Origin of the sequence: Streptococcus sp. X13SY08 (assembly GCF_001182825.2) — a bacterium.
In the GTDB taxonomy this organism is placed as follows: Bacteria; Bacillota; Bacilli; order Lactobacillales; family Streptococcaceae; genus Streptococcus.
In genome coordinates this window covers 637,976-654,076 of record NZ_LFYO02000002.1, presented here as the reverse complement: position 1 = coordinate 654,076, position 16,101 = coordinate 637,976, and the positions used below count along the sequence as shown (strand labels likewise).

Annotated in this window: 18 protein-coding genes and 3 pseudogenes; 16 read left to right on the top strand and 5 right to left on the bottom strand. The window is 41.1% G+C overall.

Translation table 11 applies throughout. The features are described 5' to 3' along the window. Nucleotides 1–117: 117 nt before the first annotated feature. The 7 genes and pseudogenes from AEX56_RS03930 to whiA all read left to right on the top strand — a co-directional run bounded on the left by AEX56_RS03930 (nt 118) and on the right by whiA (nt 4,513). Complete coding sequence (locus AEX56_RS03930) at nt 118–303, top strand: hypothetical protein (protein WP_053093917.1); 186 nt, start codon at nt 118–120, stop codon at nt 301–303. Continuing rightward, nucleotides 300–956 (top strand): hypothetical protein, encoded by a 657-nt coding sequence (locus tag AEX56_RS03925; RefSeq protein ID WP_053093916.1) that lies wholly within the window; start codon nt 300–302, stop codon nt 954–956. The genes AEX56_RS03930 and AEX56_RS03925 overlap by 4 nt, the downstream gene beginning before the upstream one ends. A 36-nt stretch (nt 957–992) precedes the next feature. Further along, nucleotides 993–1,229 (top strand): LPXTG cell wall anchor domain-containing protein, encoded by a 237-nt coding sequence (locus AEX56_RS03920; protein ID WP_053093915.1) that lies wholly within the window; start codon nt 993–995, stop codon nt 1,227–1,229. Nucleotides 1,230–1,327: 98 nt separating this feature from the next. Then, nucleotides 1,328–1,708: pseudogene (locus AEX56_RS03915) on the top strand (RidA family protein). 32 nt (nt 1,709–1,740) lie between these two features. Beyond that, the gene (gene rapZ, locus AEX56_RS03910) at nt 1,741–2,628 is read left to right on the top strand and encodes an RNase adapter RapZ (protein WP_049617969.1); all 888 of its coding nucleotides are present in this window, start codon (nt 1,741–1,743) and stop codon (nt 2,626–2,628) included. Further along, on the top strand, nt 2,625–3,599 hold the full coding sequence (locus tag AEX56_RS03905) for a YvcK family protein (RefSeq protein ID WP_049617968.1): 975 nt from the start codon (nt 2,625–2,627) through the stop codon (nt 3,597–3,599). The genes rapZ and AEX56_RS03905 overlap by 4 nt, the downstream gene beginning before the upstream one ends. Beyond that, entirely contained in the window at nt 3,596–4,513 is a 918-nt protein-coding gene (gene whiA / locus AEX56_RS03900) for a DNA-binding protein WhiA (RefSeq protein WP_049617967.1), read from the top strand. Before AEX56_RS03905 ends, whiA begins: the two co-directional genes overlap by 4 nt. Nucleotides 4,514–4,538: 25 nt before the next feature. Here the strand turns inward: whiA and AEX56_RS03895 are convergent, their stop codons facing one another. Beyond that, the gene (locus AEX56_RS03895) at nt 4,539–4,904 is read right to left on the bottom strand and encodes an Rgg family transcriptional regulator (RefSeq protein ID WP_049617966.1); all 366 of its coding nucleotides are present in this window, start codon (nt 4,902–4,904) and stop codon (nt 4,539–4,541) included. 235 nt (nt 4,905–5,139) lie between these two features. Between AEX56_RS03895 and AEX56_RS03890 the strand changes: the two genes are divergently transcribed. From AEX56_RS03890 to AEX56_RS03865, 7 genes and pseudogenes are all read left to right on the top strand, one after another. Further along, nucleotides 5,140–6,297 carry a S41 family peptidase gene (locus AEX56_RS03890; RefSeq protein ID WP_049617965.1) on the top strand — a complete coding sequence of 386 codons (1,158 nt, stop codon included), beginning with the start codon at nt 5,140–5,142 and terminating at the stop codon, nt 6,295–6,297. A 155-nt stretch (nt 6,298–6,452) separates the two neighbouring features. Beyond that, nucleotides 6,453–6,800 carry a 50S ribosomal protein L19 gene (rplS, locus tag AEX56_RS03885; RefSeq protein WP_049617964.1) on the top strand — a complete coding sequence of 116 codons (348 nt, stop codon included), beginning with the start codon at nt 6,453–6,455 and terminating at the stop codon, nt 6,798–6,800. 350 nt (nt 6,801–7,150) lie between these two features. Further along, the gene (locus AEX56_RS03880) at nt 7,151–7,570 is read left to right on the top strand and encodes a MarR family winged helix-turn-helix transcriptional regulator (protein WP_049617963.1); all 420 of its coding nucleotides are present in this window, start codon (nt 7,151–7,153) and stop codon (nt 7,568–7,570) included. 100 nt (nt 7,571–7,670) lie between these two features. Next, a pseudogene (locus AEX56_RS03875) lies at nt 7,671–9,172 on the top strand (MDR family MFS transporter). Next, nucleotides 9,169–9,639 carry a DUF4811 domain-containing protein gene (locus tag AEX56_RS09510; RefSeq protein WP_240788819.1) on the top strand — a complete coding sequence of 157 codons (471 nt, stop codon included), beginning with the start codon at nt 9,169–9,171 and terminating at the stop codon, nt 9,637–9,639. Before AEX56_RS03875 ends, AEX56_RS09510 begins: the two are co-directional and overlap by 4 nt. Next, nucleotides 9,581–9,727 (top strand): DUF4811 domain-containing protein, encoded by a 147-nt coding sequence (locus tag AEX56_RS09505; RefSeq protein ID WP_443031009.1) that lies wholly within the window; start codon nt 9,581–9,583, stop codon nt 9,725–9,727. The genes AEX56_RS09510 and AEX56_RS09505 overlap by 59 nt, the downstream gene beginning before the upstream one ends. 139 nt (nt 9,728–9,866) lie before the next feature. Next, nucleotides 9,867–10,482, top strand: a pseudogene (locus AEX56_RS03865) (hydrolase). 580 nt (nt 10,483–11,062) lie between these two features. Here AEX56_RS03865 and AEX56_RS03855 read toward each other — a convergent pair. The 4 genes from AEX56_RS03855 to AEX56_RS03840 form a co-directional block, all read right to left on the bottom strand. Next, entirely contained in the window at nt 11,063–11,971 is a 909-nt protein-coding gene (locus tag AEX56_RS03855; RefSeq protein ID WP_049617962.1) for a diacylglycerol/lipid kinase family protein, read from the bottom strand. A gap of 21 nt (nt 11,972–11,992) precedes the next feature. Then, complete coding sequence (locus AEX56_RS03850) at nt 11,993–13,159, bottom strand: chloride channel protein (RefSeq protein WP_236682964.1); 1,167 nt, start codon at nt 13,157–13,159, stop codon at nt 11,993–11,995. Nucleotides 13,160–13,236: 77 nt separating this feature from the next. After that, on the bottom strand, nt 13,237–13,506 hold the full coding sequence (rpsN, locus tag AEX56_RS03845) for a 30S ribosomal protein S14 (protein ID WP_049617960.1): 270 nt from the start codon (nt 13,504–13,506) through the stop codon (nt 13,237–13,239). Nucleotides 13,507–13,598: 92 nt separating this feature from the next. Beyond that, nucleotides 13,599–14,051 carry a flavodoxin gene (locus tag AEX56_RS03840; protein ID WP_049617959.1) on the bottom strand — a complete coding sequence of 151 codons (453 nt, stop codon included), beginning with the start codon at nt 14,049–14,051 and terminating at the stop codon, nt 13,599–13,601. A gap of 173 nt (nt 14,052–14,224) precedes the next feature. On the opposite strand from AEX56_RS03840, the gene AEX56_RS03835 reads away from it, so the two are divergent. Continuing rightward, a complete protein-coding gene (locus AEX56_RS03835) occupies nt 14,225–15,169 on the top strand; it encodes a DHH family phosphoesterase (protein ID WP_049618254.1) in 945 nt (314 codons plus the stop codon). Continuing rightward, a complete protein-coding gene (locus tag AEX56_RS03830) occupies nt 15,156–16,085 on the top strand; it encodes an FAD:protein FMN transferase (protein WP_049617958.1) in 930 nt (309 codons plus the stop codon). The genes AEX56_RS03835 and AEX56_RS03830 overlap by 14 nt, the downstream gene beginning before the upstream one ends. Nucleotides 16,086–16,101 lie beyond the last annotated feature (16 nt).

The following is a 16,101-nucleotide window of genomic DNA, read 5'->3' as shown; positions in this document are numbered from 1 at the left end:
GTTGAAACAACTGCCTGAACTGGCACCAGAACAAATGGTAAGAAAGTTCTATCTGGAAACTATATCTATCTCATCAGCTACACCATTGAAAATGGTCAAGAGCAACAGGAACGATTCATGGTTCGTGTCAGCCATCAAAAACCTGTTCTGACGGCTGGAAATTTCCGAAAAGAAGGAGATAAAGAATTCTTCACACCAGACAAACCATTCATCGCCAATCAAGTGGCTATCGTTAGAGAAGAAGTCTTCTATCTTGAGAAAAAGATGGACGTGCTTACCAAATTGAAACGGAAAATGATGTGATTACTGTGGTCGATCGCAAAGTTATGATTGAAAAAAATGCTGATGGTTCCTATACCATTCCTAAAATTGAAGGTGTATTGCCAGCAGATTACTATTACTTAGTAGAGGATGAAGCGGGAAATATTTCCTACAGCAACTTTGCCGTATTGCGTGAGTTGCAAGAAGGTGAAGGGATTTTAAATATCAAGCTTCTCTATAGCAATGTAGCTGAGGATCCAAAATTTGACATTACTTACTTGATTCACGATGAAGCTGGAAATGCTATCGAAAAATTAAACTACTATGATAACAGAACTACCAGCCTTCGTTTGCCATTTGGAAAATACTCAGTGGAATTAGTGTCCTATGATGCCAACGGCGCTGAATTGTTAACACCAAAAACTCTTGCTTTTGAATTGACTAAAGACAAAAAATTCGAACAAGTTCAATTCCAGTTCAGTAAATCAGATTCAGCTCTAGTGAGAATCGTGTTTGACCAAATCCTACCAGAGGGTAGCAAGGTCATGCTACGAGCCCAAGATGGTCAATTAGTTGAACTGGACCAGTCCTTGTATGTGCCATCAGCTTATGGTAAATCTGTGAGAGATGGGCATTATGAAATTCTTGTCGAATTGCCAACAGGATATCGGGTATCAGGTGCACAAAGCCTATAAGCAGTACAAACAGAAGTCGTTGAGATTTTCCTACGGTTGGAAACGGACAGTCACGAAATTGCCCTCCCGGCGCAAACAGGAGATAAACCAGCTGTTACTCTTGCAACCCAGCAGGCGCCAGGAAATAAAGCGGCGCTAGCTTCAACTCAAGAAAAAGGATCTGTCTTGCCACATACTGGGGATAAAGTTAATTTAACATGGACTTTAGTGGGATTGGGAGCATTGATCCTTAGCGCTATCTTTGGTTTCAGAAGAAGAAAATCAAAAAGATAGAGTTAAACTCTAGAACCCCTTTCATAAATTGGTCTCCATGTGTTCATTCTACTGAACATTTGTTATAATAAAGTAAGAAAATGAATGAGGTAAGTAGCATGAAAACGATTCACACAGACAAAGCGCCTGCAGCCGTTGGTCCCTACGTTCAAGGAAAAGTGGTTGGAAACTTCCTTTTTGCCTCTGGTCAAGTGCCCTTGTAGCCAGAAACGGGAGAAGTAGTCGGAGAGACGATTCGAGAGCAAACAGAGCAAGTGTTGAAGAATATTGCAGCAATTTTGACTGAAGCTGGATCTGATTTTGATCATGTTATCAAAACCACTTGCTTCTTGAGCGATATGAATGATTTTGCTGCATTTAACGAAGTTTACGCAACCGCGTTTTAGACTGATTTTCCAGCACGTTCAGCTGTGGAAGTAGCTCGTTTGCCACGTGATGTTAAGGTTGAAATCGAAGTCATTGCTTTAGTGGAAGAGTAATGCGATTGGAGAGTATTAGAAAGGGAAAATGTATGTCTGAGAAATTGCAACTGGTCATTTTGACGGGGATGAGTGGTGCAGGTAAAACTGTCGCCATTCAATCTTTTGAGGACTTGGGTTATTTTACGGTGGATAACATGCCACCTGCCCTTTTACCAAAATTTTTAGAATTGGTTTGTCATAGTAGTGACAACGATAAGATAGCCGTAGTTGTTGATATGCGTAGCCGTTCATTTTTCACGGAAATTCGTGATATTTTGGATGAGTTGGAAGTGGCAGAGGATTTAGATTTTAAAATTCTCTTCTTGGATGCGACCGATAGTGAATTAGTGGCACGTTATAAGGAAACACGGCGCAGCCACCCATTGGCTACGGATGGTCGTGTACTTGCGGGTATTCAGCTAGAGCGAGAGCTGTTAGCCCCACTTAAAAATATGAGCCAAAATGTGATCGATACGACAGAATTAACACCTCGGAGTCTTCGTAAGGAAATCTCAGATCAATTTTCGAATACGGATCAACCGTCTGCCTTTCGTGTGGAAGTTGTTTCCTTTGGTTTCAAATATGGTTTGCCATTAGATGCTGATTTGGTTTTTGATGTGCGTTTCTTACCAAATCCTTACTATCAAGTAGAATTGCGAAATTTGACTGGTTTAGATCAACCTGTTTATGATTATGTCATGAACCATCCGGAGTCAGAAGATTTTTATGGTCATTTGCTGGGCTTAATTGAACCAATTTTGCCGGGCTATCAGAAAGAGGGCAAGTCTGTGTTGACCATTGCTATCGGATGTACTGGTGGTCAGCATCGTAGCGTTGCCTTTGCCAAACGTTTGGCAGATGACTTAGAGAAAAATTGGACGGTCAATCGAAGCCATCGTGATAAGGATCGCCGTAAGGAAACGGTGAATCGCTCATGAGAAAGCCTAAAATAACAATCATAGGTGGGGGAACAGGCATTCCCGTTATCCTCAAAAGTCTGCGGGATAAGGACGTGGATATTACAGCAATTGTCACGGTAGCAGACGACGGGGGGTCATCTGGTGAAATTCGTCAGATTTTACAGATGACGCCTCCAGGGGATTTACGTAATGTTCTTCTGGCCATGAGTGATATGCCAAAATTGTATGAACGAATTTTTCAGTATCGTTTTGCAGAGAATGCTGGTGTTCTAGCAGGACATCCACTAGGAAATCTATTGATTGCTGGTATTTCAGAAATGCAGGGTTCAACCTATAATGCCATGCAACTGCTGTCAAAATTTTTCCATACAACTGGTAAGATTTACCCATCCAGTGAAAATGCTTTGACTCTTCACGCTGTCTTTACAGATGGTCATGAGGTAGTTGGAGAGAGTAAAATCGCAGATTATAAGGGGATGATTGATCATGTCTACGTAACCAATTCCTATAATGACGATGAGCCGACTGCCAGCCGAAAAGTGGTGGATTCCATTCTGCAAAGTGATATGATTGTGCTAGGACCGGGCTCACTCTTTACTTCCATTTTGCCAAATCTGATGATTTCAGAAATTGGTCAGGCTTTAAGAGAAACATCCGCAGATGTTACTTATGTCTGCAATATCATGACGCAGCGCGGGGAGACTGAGTTTTTCACGGACAGCGATCATGTGCGCGTGCTCAATCAACATTTGGGACAAGACGCCATTGATACCGTCTTAGTGAATATTGAGCCGGTGCCACAGGATTATATGGAAACCCATCAGTTTGATGAATATTTGGTGCAGGTGAAGCATGATTTCGCAGGTTTGCAGCAACAAGCTAAGCGTGTCATTTCATCTAATTTCCTTCGTTTGGAAAATGGCGGAGCCTTCCATGATGGTGATTTTGTCGTTGAGGAATTACTGAAAATTATTCAGGTGCGGCCATGAGTTTTACTGTACATGTTAAAGAAGAACTCTTGGTCCAGTCTAAGATGGAAAAAAGTGAATTAGCAGCCATTATCAAATTATCTGGCAGTTTAGGCTTGGCCAGTGGCGGATTGACTCTGTCTATCATGACGGAAAATGCTAAAATTGCCCGTCATATCTATGAAATGCTGCATCAATTTTATGAAGTGAAGGCAGATATTCGCCATCATCAGAAAACCAATTTACGGAAAAACCGTGTTTACACCGTATTTTTGGAAGATGGTGTCAATGATATCCTCAATGATTTGCATTTAGCAGACAACTTTTTTGGACTAGCGACAGGAATTGCTCCTGAGATTTTGGAAAACGATTCTTGGAGTCAGGCTTACTTACGCGGCGCCTTCTTAGCCAGTGGTTCGGTCAAGGATCCTGAAAAAGGACGCTATCAGCTGGAAATTGCCTCGGTTTATAGCGATCACGCTCATGATTTGGCACAGCTTTTGCAGAAATTTTTGTTAGACGCCAAGGTAATAGAGCGCTCCAAAGGGACCATTACTTATTTGCAGCGAGCGGAGGACATCATGGATTTTCTTCTGGTCATTGGAGCTGAAGAGGCTAAAACGGAGTTTGAAAATGTCAAGCTGATGCGGGAAGCGCGGAATGACCTCAATCGGGCTAATAATGCGGAGACAGCTAACATCGCCCGTACAGTAACCGCTAGCATGAAAACTATCAATAATATTGCTAAAATTATGGAAACCATCGGCTTGGATCAACTGCCGGCAGATTTGCAAGAAGTGGCGCAGCTGCGTATTCAGCATCCTGATTTTTCCATTCAGCAATTGGCAGAAATTTTAACCAATCCCATTACAAAAAGTGGCGTCAATCATCGTCTGCGGAAAATTAATAAGATTGCAGATGAAATAGAGCAATAAAAAATGAACCTCAGTTAGATAGATTCTAGCTGAGGTTTTCTTGTTCTCTTAATTGTTTTTGGTGTTGGCGAAGATAGTCCAGTCGTCCATGACAGCCTAATTGCTCTAAAATTCTTGTTGCCATTTGCATCATGGATTTTCCTTTGGTTACTTGCTCAGTCAAATAGCAGTAGTAGCAACCTAGATAGAACGTAAAGAAGACACGGGAGATCAGATTTTGTTCATCGAACCCCTTCTTTTCTAAAACAGTAGCAAATTCATCCATTATATCCTTGCGTTTTTCTAAACAGGCTAGAAATAAGGTGTTAGAGACGATGCTCTCTTCTATAGCAGCAGATGAACCTTGTGAGTATTCCTGAAGATTGTCTGCAATAGGCTTTGCAAATATCATACTATCCTATCTACAAAATAGCTTGATTTTTTGCCATCTATTCCCTCTTTTTTCTATTGTATATATAAAAAATCTGCTAAAATAGCAGTAAATCATGAAAGCGAGATTAACTATGAAAAAGTTAGAAATTTTTGATCAAATTGTAAAAATTATGAAAGAGGACTAGGACTCTTCGACCAAAAAGGATATTGCAGGGGCAAATCCAGAAAGATTCCGCGCACAGATCTCGGAAGATATGTCTGATGACGAATTTCTCTACCTGGCTAAGACCTATCTGGCTAGCTTTGGCATCTTGAGTCATGTGGGTATTTCTTACAAAAGTAGTAAGCCCTATGGTTTTGCCCTTAGAAAACATAAAGATGCACTCTATGTTACTCGGAGTTTACCCTCAACCAACCTAATTAAGGGCGATAAAATTACTCATATAGAGGGGCTGATCATTGAAGATGTCTACCAAAAGCATGTTGATTTTTTTACTAGTAAAAAAGCAGAGCGTCAGTTTCAAGAGTGGGCTTATTTAGTCAAACATGCTGCACACATCACCCTCATCCGTGATGGAGAGAAGCGGGCAGTGCAAGTAGCGGAACCTGTGGATTCTGAACACATTGGCAAGAAATTTGATAGCTACTATCTGAATGAGCAGACCTACTATATGAAAATAGAAAATTTCATGGATGAAGTAGATATTATGGCGCTCTACGATCAAGCTTTTCCAAAACTAGAGAAAGTCGAAAATCTGATCATTGATGTGCGAGTGAACAATGGTGGAACCGATTCACTCTATTTTCCTCTTTTTCAATACTTTTTACCAGCAGGTAAAGTATTTTCTTCCTTAGATGATGATGGGATTGAAAGTGGAATGGAATCGCTTTACACTCCGACAAATGTGGCGCATCGATTGGTCTCCTTTGACTTGTTTTTGAAGCAAGATGGAGTGAGCCAAGAGACTATTGACTTTATTGGTGGTCTGAAAAAAGACATGCTAGAAAATCAAGATAAGGGCTATGTTGTTTATCATCATGATGGCGAATTTTTCCCAGAATTGGTTGGAAAGGAAGACAGTCCCAAGCATGTCTACATCTTATCGGATATAAACTGCGGCTCTTCTGGGGACAACTTTGTTGATACGCTGAAAATGATGCCCAAAGTAACAGTTGTTGGCAGACCGACCTTGGGGATTTTGGATTATTCCAACTGTGCCTTGGTGGATTTTGATCAGTTTGAGATGATTCACCCAACCTCGCGTAATCTCTGTGTGGATTCTGGCAATGGAATGAATGACATCGGTGTCTTGCCTGATATCGAAATCCTTTGGACACCCGATATGATTCATGAGGACAAAGATTTAGCTCTTGTGATGGATTTGATTGAAAAGGGAGAAATTCCTAAGTAGCTGGATCAGTAATTTTATAAGTTTTGTCAAGGTTTTACCTTTACAAGTGCAGCCTTTTCTTGTATAATATTCTTTGTGTGTAATGGACGCACGAAAATACAGTTTATCCGCTGGGTTTAAAAGCACCTAAGATTGACAAAGATAGGAGAAAAAACATGAATCCATTAATCCAAAGCTTGACTGAAGGTCAACTTCGTACTGATATCCCATCATTCCGTCCTGGTGACACTGTTCGCGTTCACGCGAAAGTTGTCGAAGGTAACCGCGAACGTATCCAGATCTTTGAAGGCGTTGTAATCGCTCGTAAAGGTCAAGGTATCTCAGAAATGTACACAGTACGTAAAATTTCTGGCGGTATTGGTGTAGAACGTACATTCCCAATCCACACTCCACGTGTTGATAAAATCGAAGTTGTACGTTACGGTAAAGTACGTCGTGCTAAATTGTACTACTTGCGTGCTCTTCAAGGTAAAGCAGCGCGTATCAAAGAAATCCGTCGTTAATTCAAGATACCAAGGGCGTCTGGAAATCGACAGAAAATTAGAAAACTGCCTTGGGAGATACTCACAAGGCAGTTTGTCTTTTTCTCGAAATGGTCCGCCTGAGTACAATTTGGATTACAAGGTTCTCGAGTGAGAGCCTTTTTATTTTTTGCACAGCTTGTAGGTTGAACTCAATTACCATTCGGATTCTAGCCCCTCGTATGGGATCTTTTTGGCTTTTATTGAAGAGATAATTCCCTACAGTCCATTCGTTGTACGTAACTTTTCAAAAAAATTACAAGTCATTTTCATTGATATACATAGGTACCTATGTTAATGTTTATATAGGAAGCTATGGAAAGGAGTCAAATATGGAAGAAAAACTTAGTATTTCAGTTCTCATCAAACGGGCTAGTTTACAGTTGGAAAAACAGGCAAATGCGATGCTAGCACCGCTTGATTTAACAACATCACAATGTAAGATTTTAAAATATTTGTATCGTCAACCGAATTTATCTGTCAATCAGAAGCAGATTGAGGACCAATTTTCCATGACAAATCCGACAGTTACGGGTATCATTCAGAATCTTGAAAAGAAGGAGCTAGTCTATCGTCAGCCCAATCCCGATGATGCACGGAGTAAGGTTCTAGGATTGACATCCGACAGTTTGGCTTTAAAGTCCGAGCTTGACCATATTTGGCAAACGATTGATAATCAATTTACGAATCCATTGACGGATGAACAAAAAGAAGTACTGCGCCATTTACTTACTAAGTTAGCTGAAGAATGACGCATTCCAAAATAGTTTGAATGGTTTTCGTTTAATATATAGAAAGAAGTAAACTGACATTTGCTATTTAGCTGTGTTGGTTTTTAGATTAGAGAAATATATGTCATCAGAAACACATGATATCCATGGCAAACCCTACAATAGAACTGCCATGTTAATGCTTTTATTGATTGGGACCTTTGCTGGGGTGCTCAATCAAACCAGTTTAGGGACCGCTATTCCGACCTTAATGGAAAGTTTTGATATTCAAATATCTACGGCTCAACAAGCGACAACTTGGTTCCTCTTAACAAATGGGATTATGATTCCAGTATCCGCCTATTTAGCCACGAAATTTTCGACTAAATGGCTCTTTACAGTAGCCTATTCCTTGTTGACCATTGGACTTTTAATTGATTCCTTTGCTCCAACTTCTAATTGGACCATTTTCTTACTTGGTCGCATCATTCAGGCGTCAGCTGTTGGGATTACATGCCTTTGATGCAGGTTGTCATGGTCAATATTTTTCCGCCTGAAAAACGTGGTGCAGCTATGGGAATTAACGGGCTTGTTGTGGCACTTGCGCCGGCTATTGGTCCGACACTTGCTGGTTGGATTTTAAAAGAAAATTTTGTTTTATTTGGGACAGCTTTGGAATGGCGCGCTATTTTCGTTTTACCATTGACGATCTTGATCATCGTAACCTTGCTTAGTCCATTTGTACTACATGATGTGGTTCCAAATCGACCTATTACGCTGGATTTTCTATCATTAGTGTTGTCTATTATTGGTTTTGGTACTTTCTTGTGGGGCTTTACAAACGTTGCCTCTGATGGTTGGAGCAATTTTAGTCATGTCATTCTACCAATTTTCATTGGTGTGGTGGTGATCGCTCTGTTTATGATGCGCCAATTAAAATTGGAAAAACCATTCCTAGATGTTCAGGTCTTTAAAGTCAAACAATTCTCCGTTACAACTGCGGCGATTGCTCTTTCAATGATGGCCATGATGGGTGTTGAAATGATGCTGCCTTTGTATTTGCAAAATGTTCATGGATTATCTGCTCTTGATTCTGGACTTGTCTTACTTCCAGGCGCTTTGGTGACAGGTATTGTGGCGCCAATTGCGGGACGTGTGTACGATAAAGTTGGTGCTCGCCGCATGACAATCGTTGGATTCACCATTCTGGGTATCGCGACAGTTCCCTTTGTTTTTTTGACGGCAAGTACTGCCGATCATTTTATCACACTCCTGTATGCTGTACGCATGTTTGGAATTGGGATGATTATGATGCCTTTGACGGCCAGCGCTATGAGCGCCTTGCCTCCGCGTGAAGTGGCTCACGGAACAGCTGCCAATAATACTGTTCGTCAAATTGCTTCAGCTATTGTTGTTGCCCTTTTGTCCAGTGTCACACAAAATATCATTTCCAATAATACACCTGCTAAGACTTTGCTGACTAAAAATCCTTTAGCCTACGCTGAGAAGATGATTGATGCCAGCCTTACTGGTTTTCATGTGTCTTTCATCCTCGGATTTAGTTTTGCAGTGATTGGTGTTGTCGTAGCACTCATGCTTCATCGCGGGAAAGTCATTGAGAAAGATGGAGGAGTATCATTATGATGATCTTTATTATTATAGTTGCAACCAGTTCAGTTTTTGCCTCTTGGATGCTGGTTGAAAAAACGGGATTACGCTATCTATTGGGGACCATTTCTATGGTGGTATTTATGACTTCGATTGCCCTTTTGACGGATCATTTCACTCATCATACTGGAATGGTGGTGAAAACTAGCGAGACTACAAAAGAAATCTACTCAGCAGCGGGTTCTGAATCTCCCTTTGGTCTCCTGATTCAACAAGAAGTGGGTACAGATTCGGATAATTATGTGCTGGTCTATCGCGATAAAGAAGAGGATCAAGAAGCAAAGGCGCATTTTGTTCCTAAGAAAGATGAGCCTATCGAGTCTGTCAAACAAAGAAAGGGTTACCTATCAAGAAGCCGATGTCGACAAAGCAACTGTCACCACAGTGACAAAACGCTATGTTTGGAAATCAGATGTTGCAAAGCTCTTATATGGTTTTGGTAGCGAAGAGGGAGAGCTTGTTTCACGTGAGATTACATCAACCGTTCCCAAGGATAGTTGGATAGTTGTTTCCAAGGAACAAGCAGAGTGATTACCAGAATTGGCTCAAAAAGCTCTGCTATTATCCTAAAAATGAAAAAATATAGTACAATAGGAAAATAGAAAGCGAGAGAGCTATGTCAGAAATAAAGAAAAAAATTCCGTCTGTGATGTCGGATTTATGACAAGAAATTGTTGAGGGACCAGAGGCGATCCGTAAGTGTAGCGGTATCAATATTTATGGACGTCGTATCCGTTCGATTCTGTTTACGACAGACGTGGCCATCATTGCAAATCACAATGCAGATGCTATTTTAGCGGTTTATCCTTTTACACCGAATCCTGCCATTTTGAAATCAATCATGATGGTGGCATCCGTTCCTATCTTGGCAAGTGTCGGGGGTGGTTTGACGCGTGGGACTCGCTCTGCCAATATGAGTCTTTTTTCCGAGTCTGAGGGTGCTTTTGCGGTAGTAGTGAACGGACCGACAACGGTTAAAACGATTGGAAAAATCAACAGCATGGTGGACGTTCCTATTATTTACACAGTTGTTTCGGAGAACTCGGATATTGATGCTCGGATTAAGGCAGAAGTGGATATTTTGAACGTCAGCTGCGGTACAGAAATTCCAAGAGTAGTGGCTAAAATCCGTGAGCAGTATCCTGATTTTCCAATTATCGCAACCGGTGGCCCAACGCCAGAAAGCATTGAGGCAGTGATTGCTGCGGGCGCTAATGCGGTGACCTACCCCCCCACCAAGTAACGGAGAATTGTTCAAGAAAAAGATGGAAAAATACCGACACTAACGCCAATAATAATGCAAGTGATTGTCAGGTACTAGCGCAGGCTTCCTCTTCAGGAGAAAGCCTGTTGATTTTTATAGTGGCGCCAGATAGGATGGACAACGCTATTGTTCACGAATTCTGATAATTTGTCAGGGTCGCTTGCGTATAAGTGTTAGATGCATTTTTAAACTGGCATTGAGGTTGTTGCGAAGGATTGAGGGGAAACTTTTCTATTAGGTGATTGAGTGTGATATCAGAAATGGTCCCTAAACGTTTATTTGATTAAGTAGTGCTATGTTTTGCAATCTAGGTATTCAGTTATTATCAGGCAATGTTTGAAAAAGTCTGTGTAAAGGTTTATAATTTAAATGCCTTTCTTTATTTATTGTTCTTGCTTTCTCAAATTTACTATGATAGAATTGTTAGGCTACTTCCCTTAGTTAAATGGATATAACAAATTCCTCCTAAGAATTAGTTGTTGGTTCGATTCCAGCAGGGGAGATTGATATATACCAAAACCCTTGTTTTACAAGGTTTTTTAGTATTTTTTTAAAAGTCTTACACGAAAAGAGCGCCACAATTGTATGTTGGCGCTTGAGTTTTATTTTGGGATCTTCGTTTTTAAGGCTTTCTTGAAAACGGTGATTTGAAGTGGTAGGGCATCGCTTTTGTCACCGTCAATGCGAGAAAATGGAATGGTGCGTTTGCTGGAAGAAAGGGAGTAGATGGTTAGCTCATTGGTATCGAAGTGGTACATTTCAGTGAAATCTTCAAATTGCCCCTTGCGTATCTTTTTCAAATGCCACAGTAATTTCCAGAGATGAATTTCTTTAAGAGAAAAGACGCGGATGAGTCCATCGTTATAGGAAACATCAGGTGCAGGAACTTGAAATCCTGCTATGGTACTTGTTAGAGTGATCAATAAAAGCTTGGTTTTCAGCATCTTGGTGTAGCCTTGATGAAGTACTTGGATGCGATAGGATTTGTTGTGGCGTATAACTTTGTAAGCATCTTTGACATAAGCTAGAGGACCTAGTTTCCGTTTTGCTTGCGAGGTCACACCTGCAGCAATATCCGCGAGAATTCCTAAGGTCAAGCTAGAAATCATATAGGTATCGTTGACTTTTGCTAAATCAAACTCGGTCGTCTCACCAGAGAGCAAATTTTCCAAGGCTGCCTCCAGTTGAAGAGGGATTCCAAGGGCTTTGGCGAAATTATTGATAGTTCCAGTCGGGATGATGCCGATAACGCTGTGACCGCCCCCCTCGTAGACGCCGCCGCAAATTTTATTGATAGTCCCATCGCCACCAAGCGGAATCACCATGTCTACCTTTTCCAGCGTAGCTTTTTTTGCTAAATCAAAGGCTTCTTGTGGACTTTTAGGTTGTACGAAGAGAAGGTTTTCTTCTGTGAAACCATTTCTTAGAAAGAATGATTTCATTTGTTGAATCACAATATCCTTATCTTGATTTCCAGATGTAGGATTATAAAATACAGCAATTCGTTTCATAAAAAAACCTTTCTACTCTAGTTACTGATAGATGCTAGCCTTGCGATTGCAGAGATGGGCGATGACCATTACTGGAGCGTAGAGGAGGATGTATTGGTATCCAAATACTTCGCAGGCAATGAAAATTGGGGCAATAAGTGTATTAGTAGCGGAGCCAAAAACAGCCATATAGCCTAGACCAGCAGCTAATGCTAGAGGAAGACCCAGAAATTGAGCCATGATTACTCCAGCGCTTGCTCCTATGGCAAAGAGTGGCGTCACCTCACCACCTTGAAATCCTATAGCTAGGGTTAGACAGGTCAAGATAATTTTTAAGAGCCAATCATAAGCTAATACTTCTTGACTATTTAAACTGGCATCAATCAAATTGGTTCCAAGTCCTGCATATCTTCCTTGGAAAAGGAGTATCATCAAGATGGACAGTCCAATACCACCTAGGAAAATTTTTAGAAAGGGATTTGGCACCCATTTTTCCAAATAAAATTTAGATTTTTTCAATAGGAAAATAAACATTCTTCCAATATAACCAAAGGCAATGCCCAGTAAAAGAAGAGCTAACCACTGCTGACTGCTTATTGTTACAAAATCAAGTGGATGCGTAAACTTTTCCAAACCAAGTAAATGGGAAGTTTGGCTAGCTGTCAGTGCTGCAATGAGAGCAGGAAGAGTCATCCACCATTTTGGCTTGTAGAGTTTCAAGACTTCAAAAGCAAAGAAAAATGCGGCAAGAGGTGTTTGAAATAGCCCAGCAAAACCAGCGGCAATCCCTATGACGAGGAAAATCTGAGAAGAATCTTCTAGCTTAAAGCGTTTGCCAATCTGATGAGAAAGTGTAGCACCAATCTGAACAGCAACTCCTTCACGCCCGGCAGAACCTCCAAAGAGGTGAGTCAACCAAGTTGAAATAGCCACTAAAGGAACCAAACGCAATGGAATATGGTTGTTTTCTTTACGACCAGTAGCCAGCACAAGTCCCATTCCTTTTTGAAGAGATAGTCCCAAACGATGGTAAAACCAGATAATTACGAGACCAACTACTCCCAAAAAAGGGATAAGCCAGAGGAAGTAGTGGCTGCGAAATTCTCCGATGAAAAGCAGAACGCGTCCGAAAATAGTATTGACTACCCCAACGCTTACTCCAATGAATAAGCTGGAAAAGAGGATAAGGAATGCGTATTTAATTTTCAAACTGGTTCTCCTTGAAATGCCATTTTTATTTCATTAGTATAGCAAAAAAGAAGTGGTTTGACCACCTCTTCAATAGTTTACCAGCTGGCTTTCTTCACACCCGGAAGTTGCCCTTTATGAGCCAACTCACGGAAAGTAATACGGCTGACACCAAATTTACGCATGTAAGCATGTGGACGTCCATCCGTCATATCACGGTTTTTCAAACGATTAGGGTTTGAATCACGTGGCAATTTACGGAGGGCTTCATAGTCGCCTTTTTCTTTTAATTCACGGCGCAATTCTGCATATTGTTCAATGAGTTTGACTTGTTTGTGGTAACGGGCAATTTTAGATTTTTTAGCCATGGGAATCTCCTTTTAAAATGTATTTAACTAGTTAAGTATAACATGTTTGAAAAAAATACAAGAAAAAACGATGAAAAATCATCGTTTCATTATTAGCCCAGTGCTGCCACCAAATCGGTCGCAAATTTTTCCAAGTTCGCAATATCTTCGTCTTCCGCTGCCAAGTCTACTTTTACATTTTCAGCACCTTTTTTAGCGCCGCAAGAAGCAAACATAGCGTCAAAATCATCTACCGCGCTGCAGAAATCATCGTAGAATGTATCGCCAGATCCACAGACACCATAGATTTTACCTGTCAAATCCAAATCCGCCAAATCTGTATAGAAGTCAACAATTTCATCAGGCAATTCGCCATCTCCACCATATGAGTAGGTGTAGCTCGCCACAACGATGATGTCCGCTTCTAAGATTTCTTCGGTTTCTACTGTTGTACATTCGTCGTTATGGACTTCAAGTCCCAATTCTTCTAATTTACTTGCGACGATATCCGCAATTTCTTCAGTATTACCAGTCATGCTGGCATAGACAATTTTTGCGAGTGCCATGATTTCCTCCATAAAATGAAACATAAAATTACTAGATAACCCATTATAGCATATTTTCAGGTTTTTCAACAAACGACTTTCAAAGCAATCCAGCAAAAATAAAGGGAAATATGTTAAAATAAGAGGATGACCAAAAGAAAGAATAAAGAATGATCAGGGAAAGTGAGAATGTTATGTCTGTATTTGAAGAGATGTTAGCCAAAATAAATGAATTTGAGACCATTATTATCCATCGTCACCAGCGACCAGATCCAGATGCTATTGGTAGTCAAATGGGACTCAAGGCTATTCTGGAGAAAAATTTTCCTGAGAAACGCATTTTAGCAACAGGCTTTCAGGAGCCTACACTTGCGTGGATGGCGGAAATGGATCAGGTTTTGGATGCGGATTACAAAGGAACTCTCGTCATTGTAACAGACACCGCTAATACTGAACGAATTGATGATGAGCGGTACAATCTGGGTGATTTTTTAATAAAGATTGACCATCATCCAAATGATGATGCTTATGGAGATTTACTGTGGGTGGACACAAGGGCTAGTTCGGCCAGTGAAATCATCACCCAATTTGCGCAAGAGATGAAGCTAACCTTAACTGATCAAGCAGCGGCGCTTCTGTATGCAGGAATCGTGGGAGATACCGGACGTTTTCTCTATCCTGCAACGACCAGTCGTACTTTTCAAGTAGCAGCTTATTTGCAGACCTTTGATGTGGATTTTGCAAGTATTTCTCGTCGTATGGATGAGATGAACAGCCGTGTTGCTAAGCTCATGGGCTATGTGTATGATCATTTGGAAATTGATGAAAACGGGGCAGCGCGTGTCTTATTAACGCAAGAGACGTTGGTACACTATCAAGTGACGGATGCTGATACAGCAGGTATTGTCAGCTCACCAGGTCGCATGTCTGATGTCAAAACATGGGCGATTTTTGTGGAGCAAGTGGATGGCTCTTACCGTGTTCGTCTGCGCAGCAAGACAGTACCAATTAATGAAATTGCTAAGCGTCATGGAGGTGGCGGACATCCTCTTGCCAGCGGAGCCAATTCCTATTCCTTAGAAGAAAATGATGCAATCTACAAAGAAATCAAAGAGGCGGTGGCGCATGGAAGCAAATAGTCGCTCCGTCCGGCTGATGGGGACTGTAATTGAGGTCAAGATTTGGCATGAAAACCCTGAGCCCATTTTGGATCAGGTGGAAGAAATGCTCTATCTGTATAAGAACCGTTTTTCAGCCAATGACTTGACTTCTGAACTCATGGAAGTTAATCTCAACGCAGGTGTTCAGCCAGTTCCCGTTGCGCCAGACCTCTATGAACTGATTGCGCTCGGTAAGGAGCATACCTGTGCACCAAACAGTCATCTCAATATTGCCATTGGCCCCTTGGTGCAGGCCTGGAGGATTGGTTTTTCGGATGCACAGGTGCCTGACCAAGAAACCATTGATAGAGCACTGGAACTCATCCGTCCAGAGGATATTGAATTAGATCCTGAATTTCAACAGGTTTATTTGAAAAAACAAGGGATGTTGATTGATCTCGGGGCTCTTGCCAAAGGATATATTGCAGATCGAGTTGTTGATTTCCTCAAGCGTGTTGGTATCCAACAAGGTCTCATTAATTTAGGTGGGAATGTCTTGACCTTCGGAAAAGCTAGTCACAATGAAGATGGGCTATGGCGTATTGGTATTCAGAATCCGACTATGCCACGGGGGAATAACATTGCTGTTATTAAAACCGGTGAGGAATCAGTTGTCACCTCTGGTATTTACGAACGCACCTTTGAGGTTGAAGGCAAGACCTATCATCATATTTTCGATAGCCAGACCGGCTATCCTGTTGAAAGCGATGTAGCAAGTATCACCATTGTCTCTCAAAAATCAATAGATGGCGAAATTTGGACAACTAGACTTTTTGGATGTTCTGTTCGTGATATCCTTGAAGAAGTCAATCAAGTGGAAGCTATTGAAGTTATTGTGGTTACCAAAGATCAAAAAATGTTTTGTACTCAAGGGTTACGAGAACGTTTTATGTAAGAGAAATAAAAAAAGA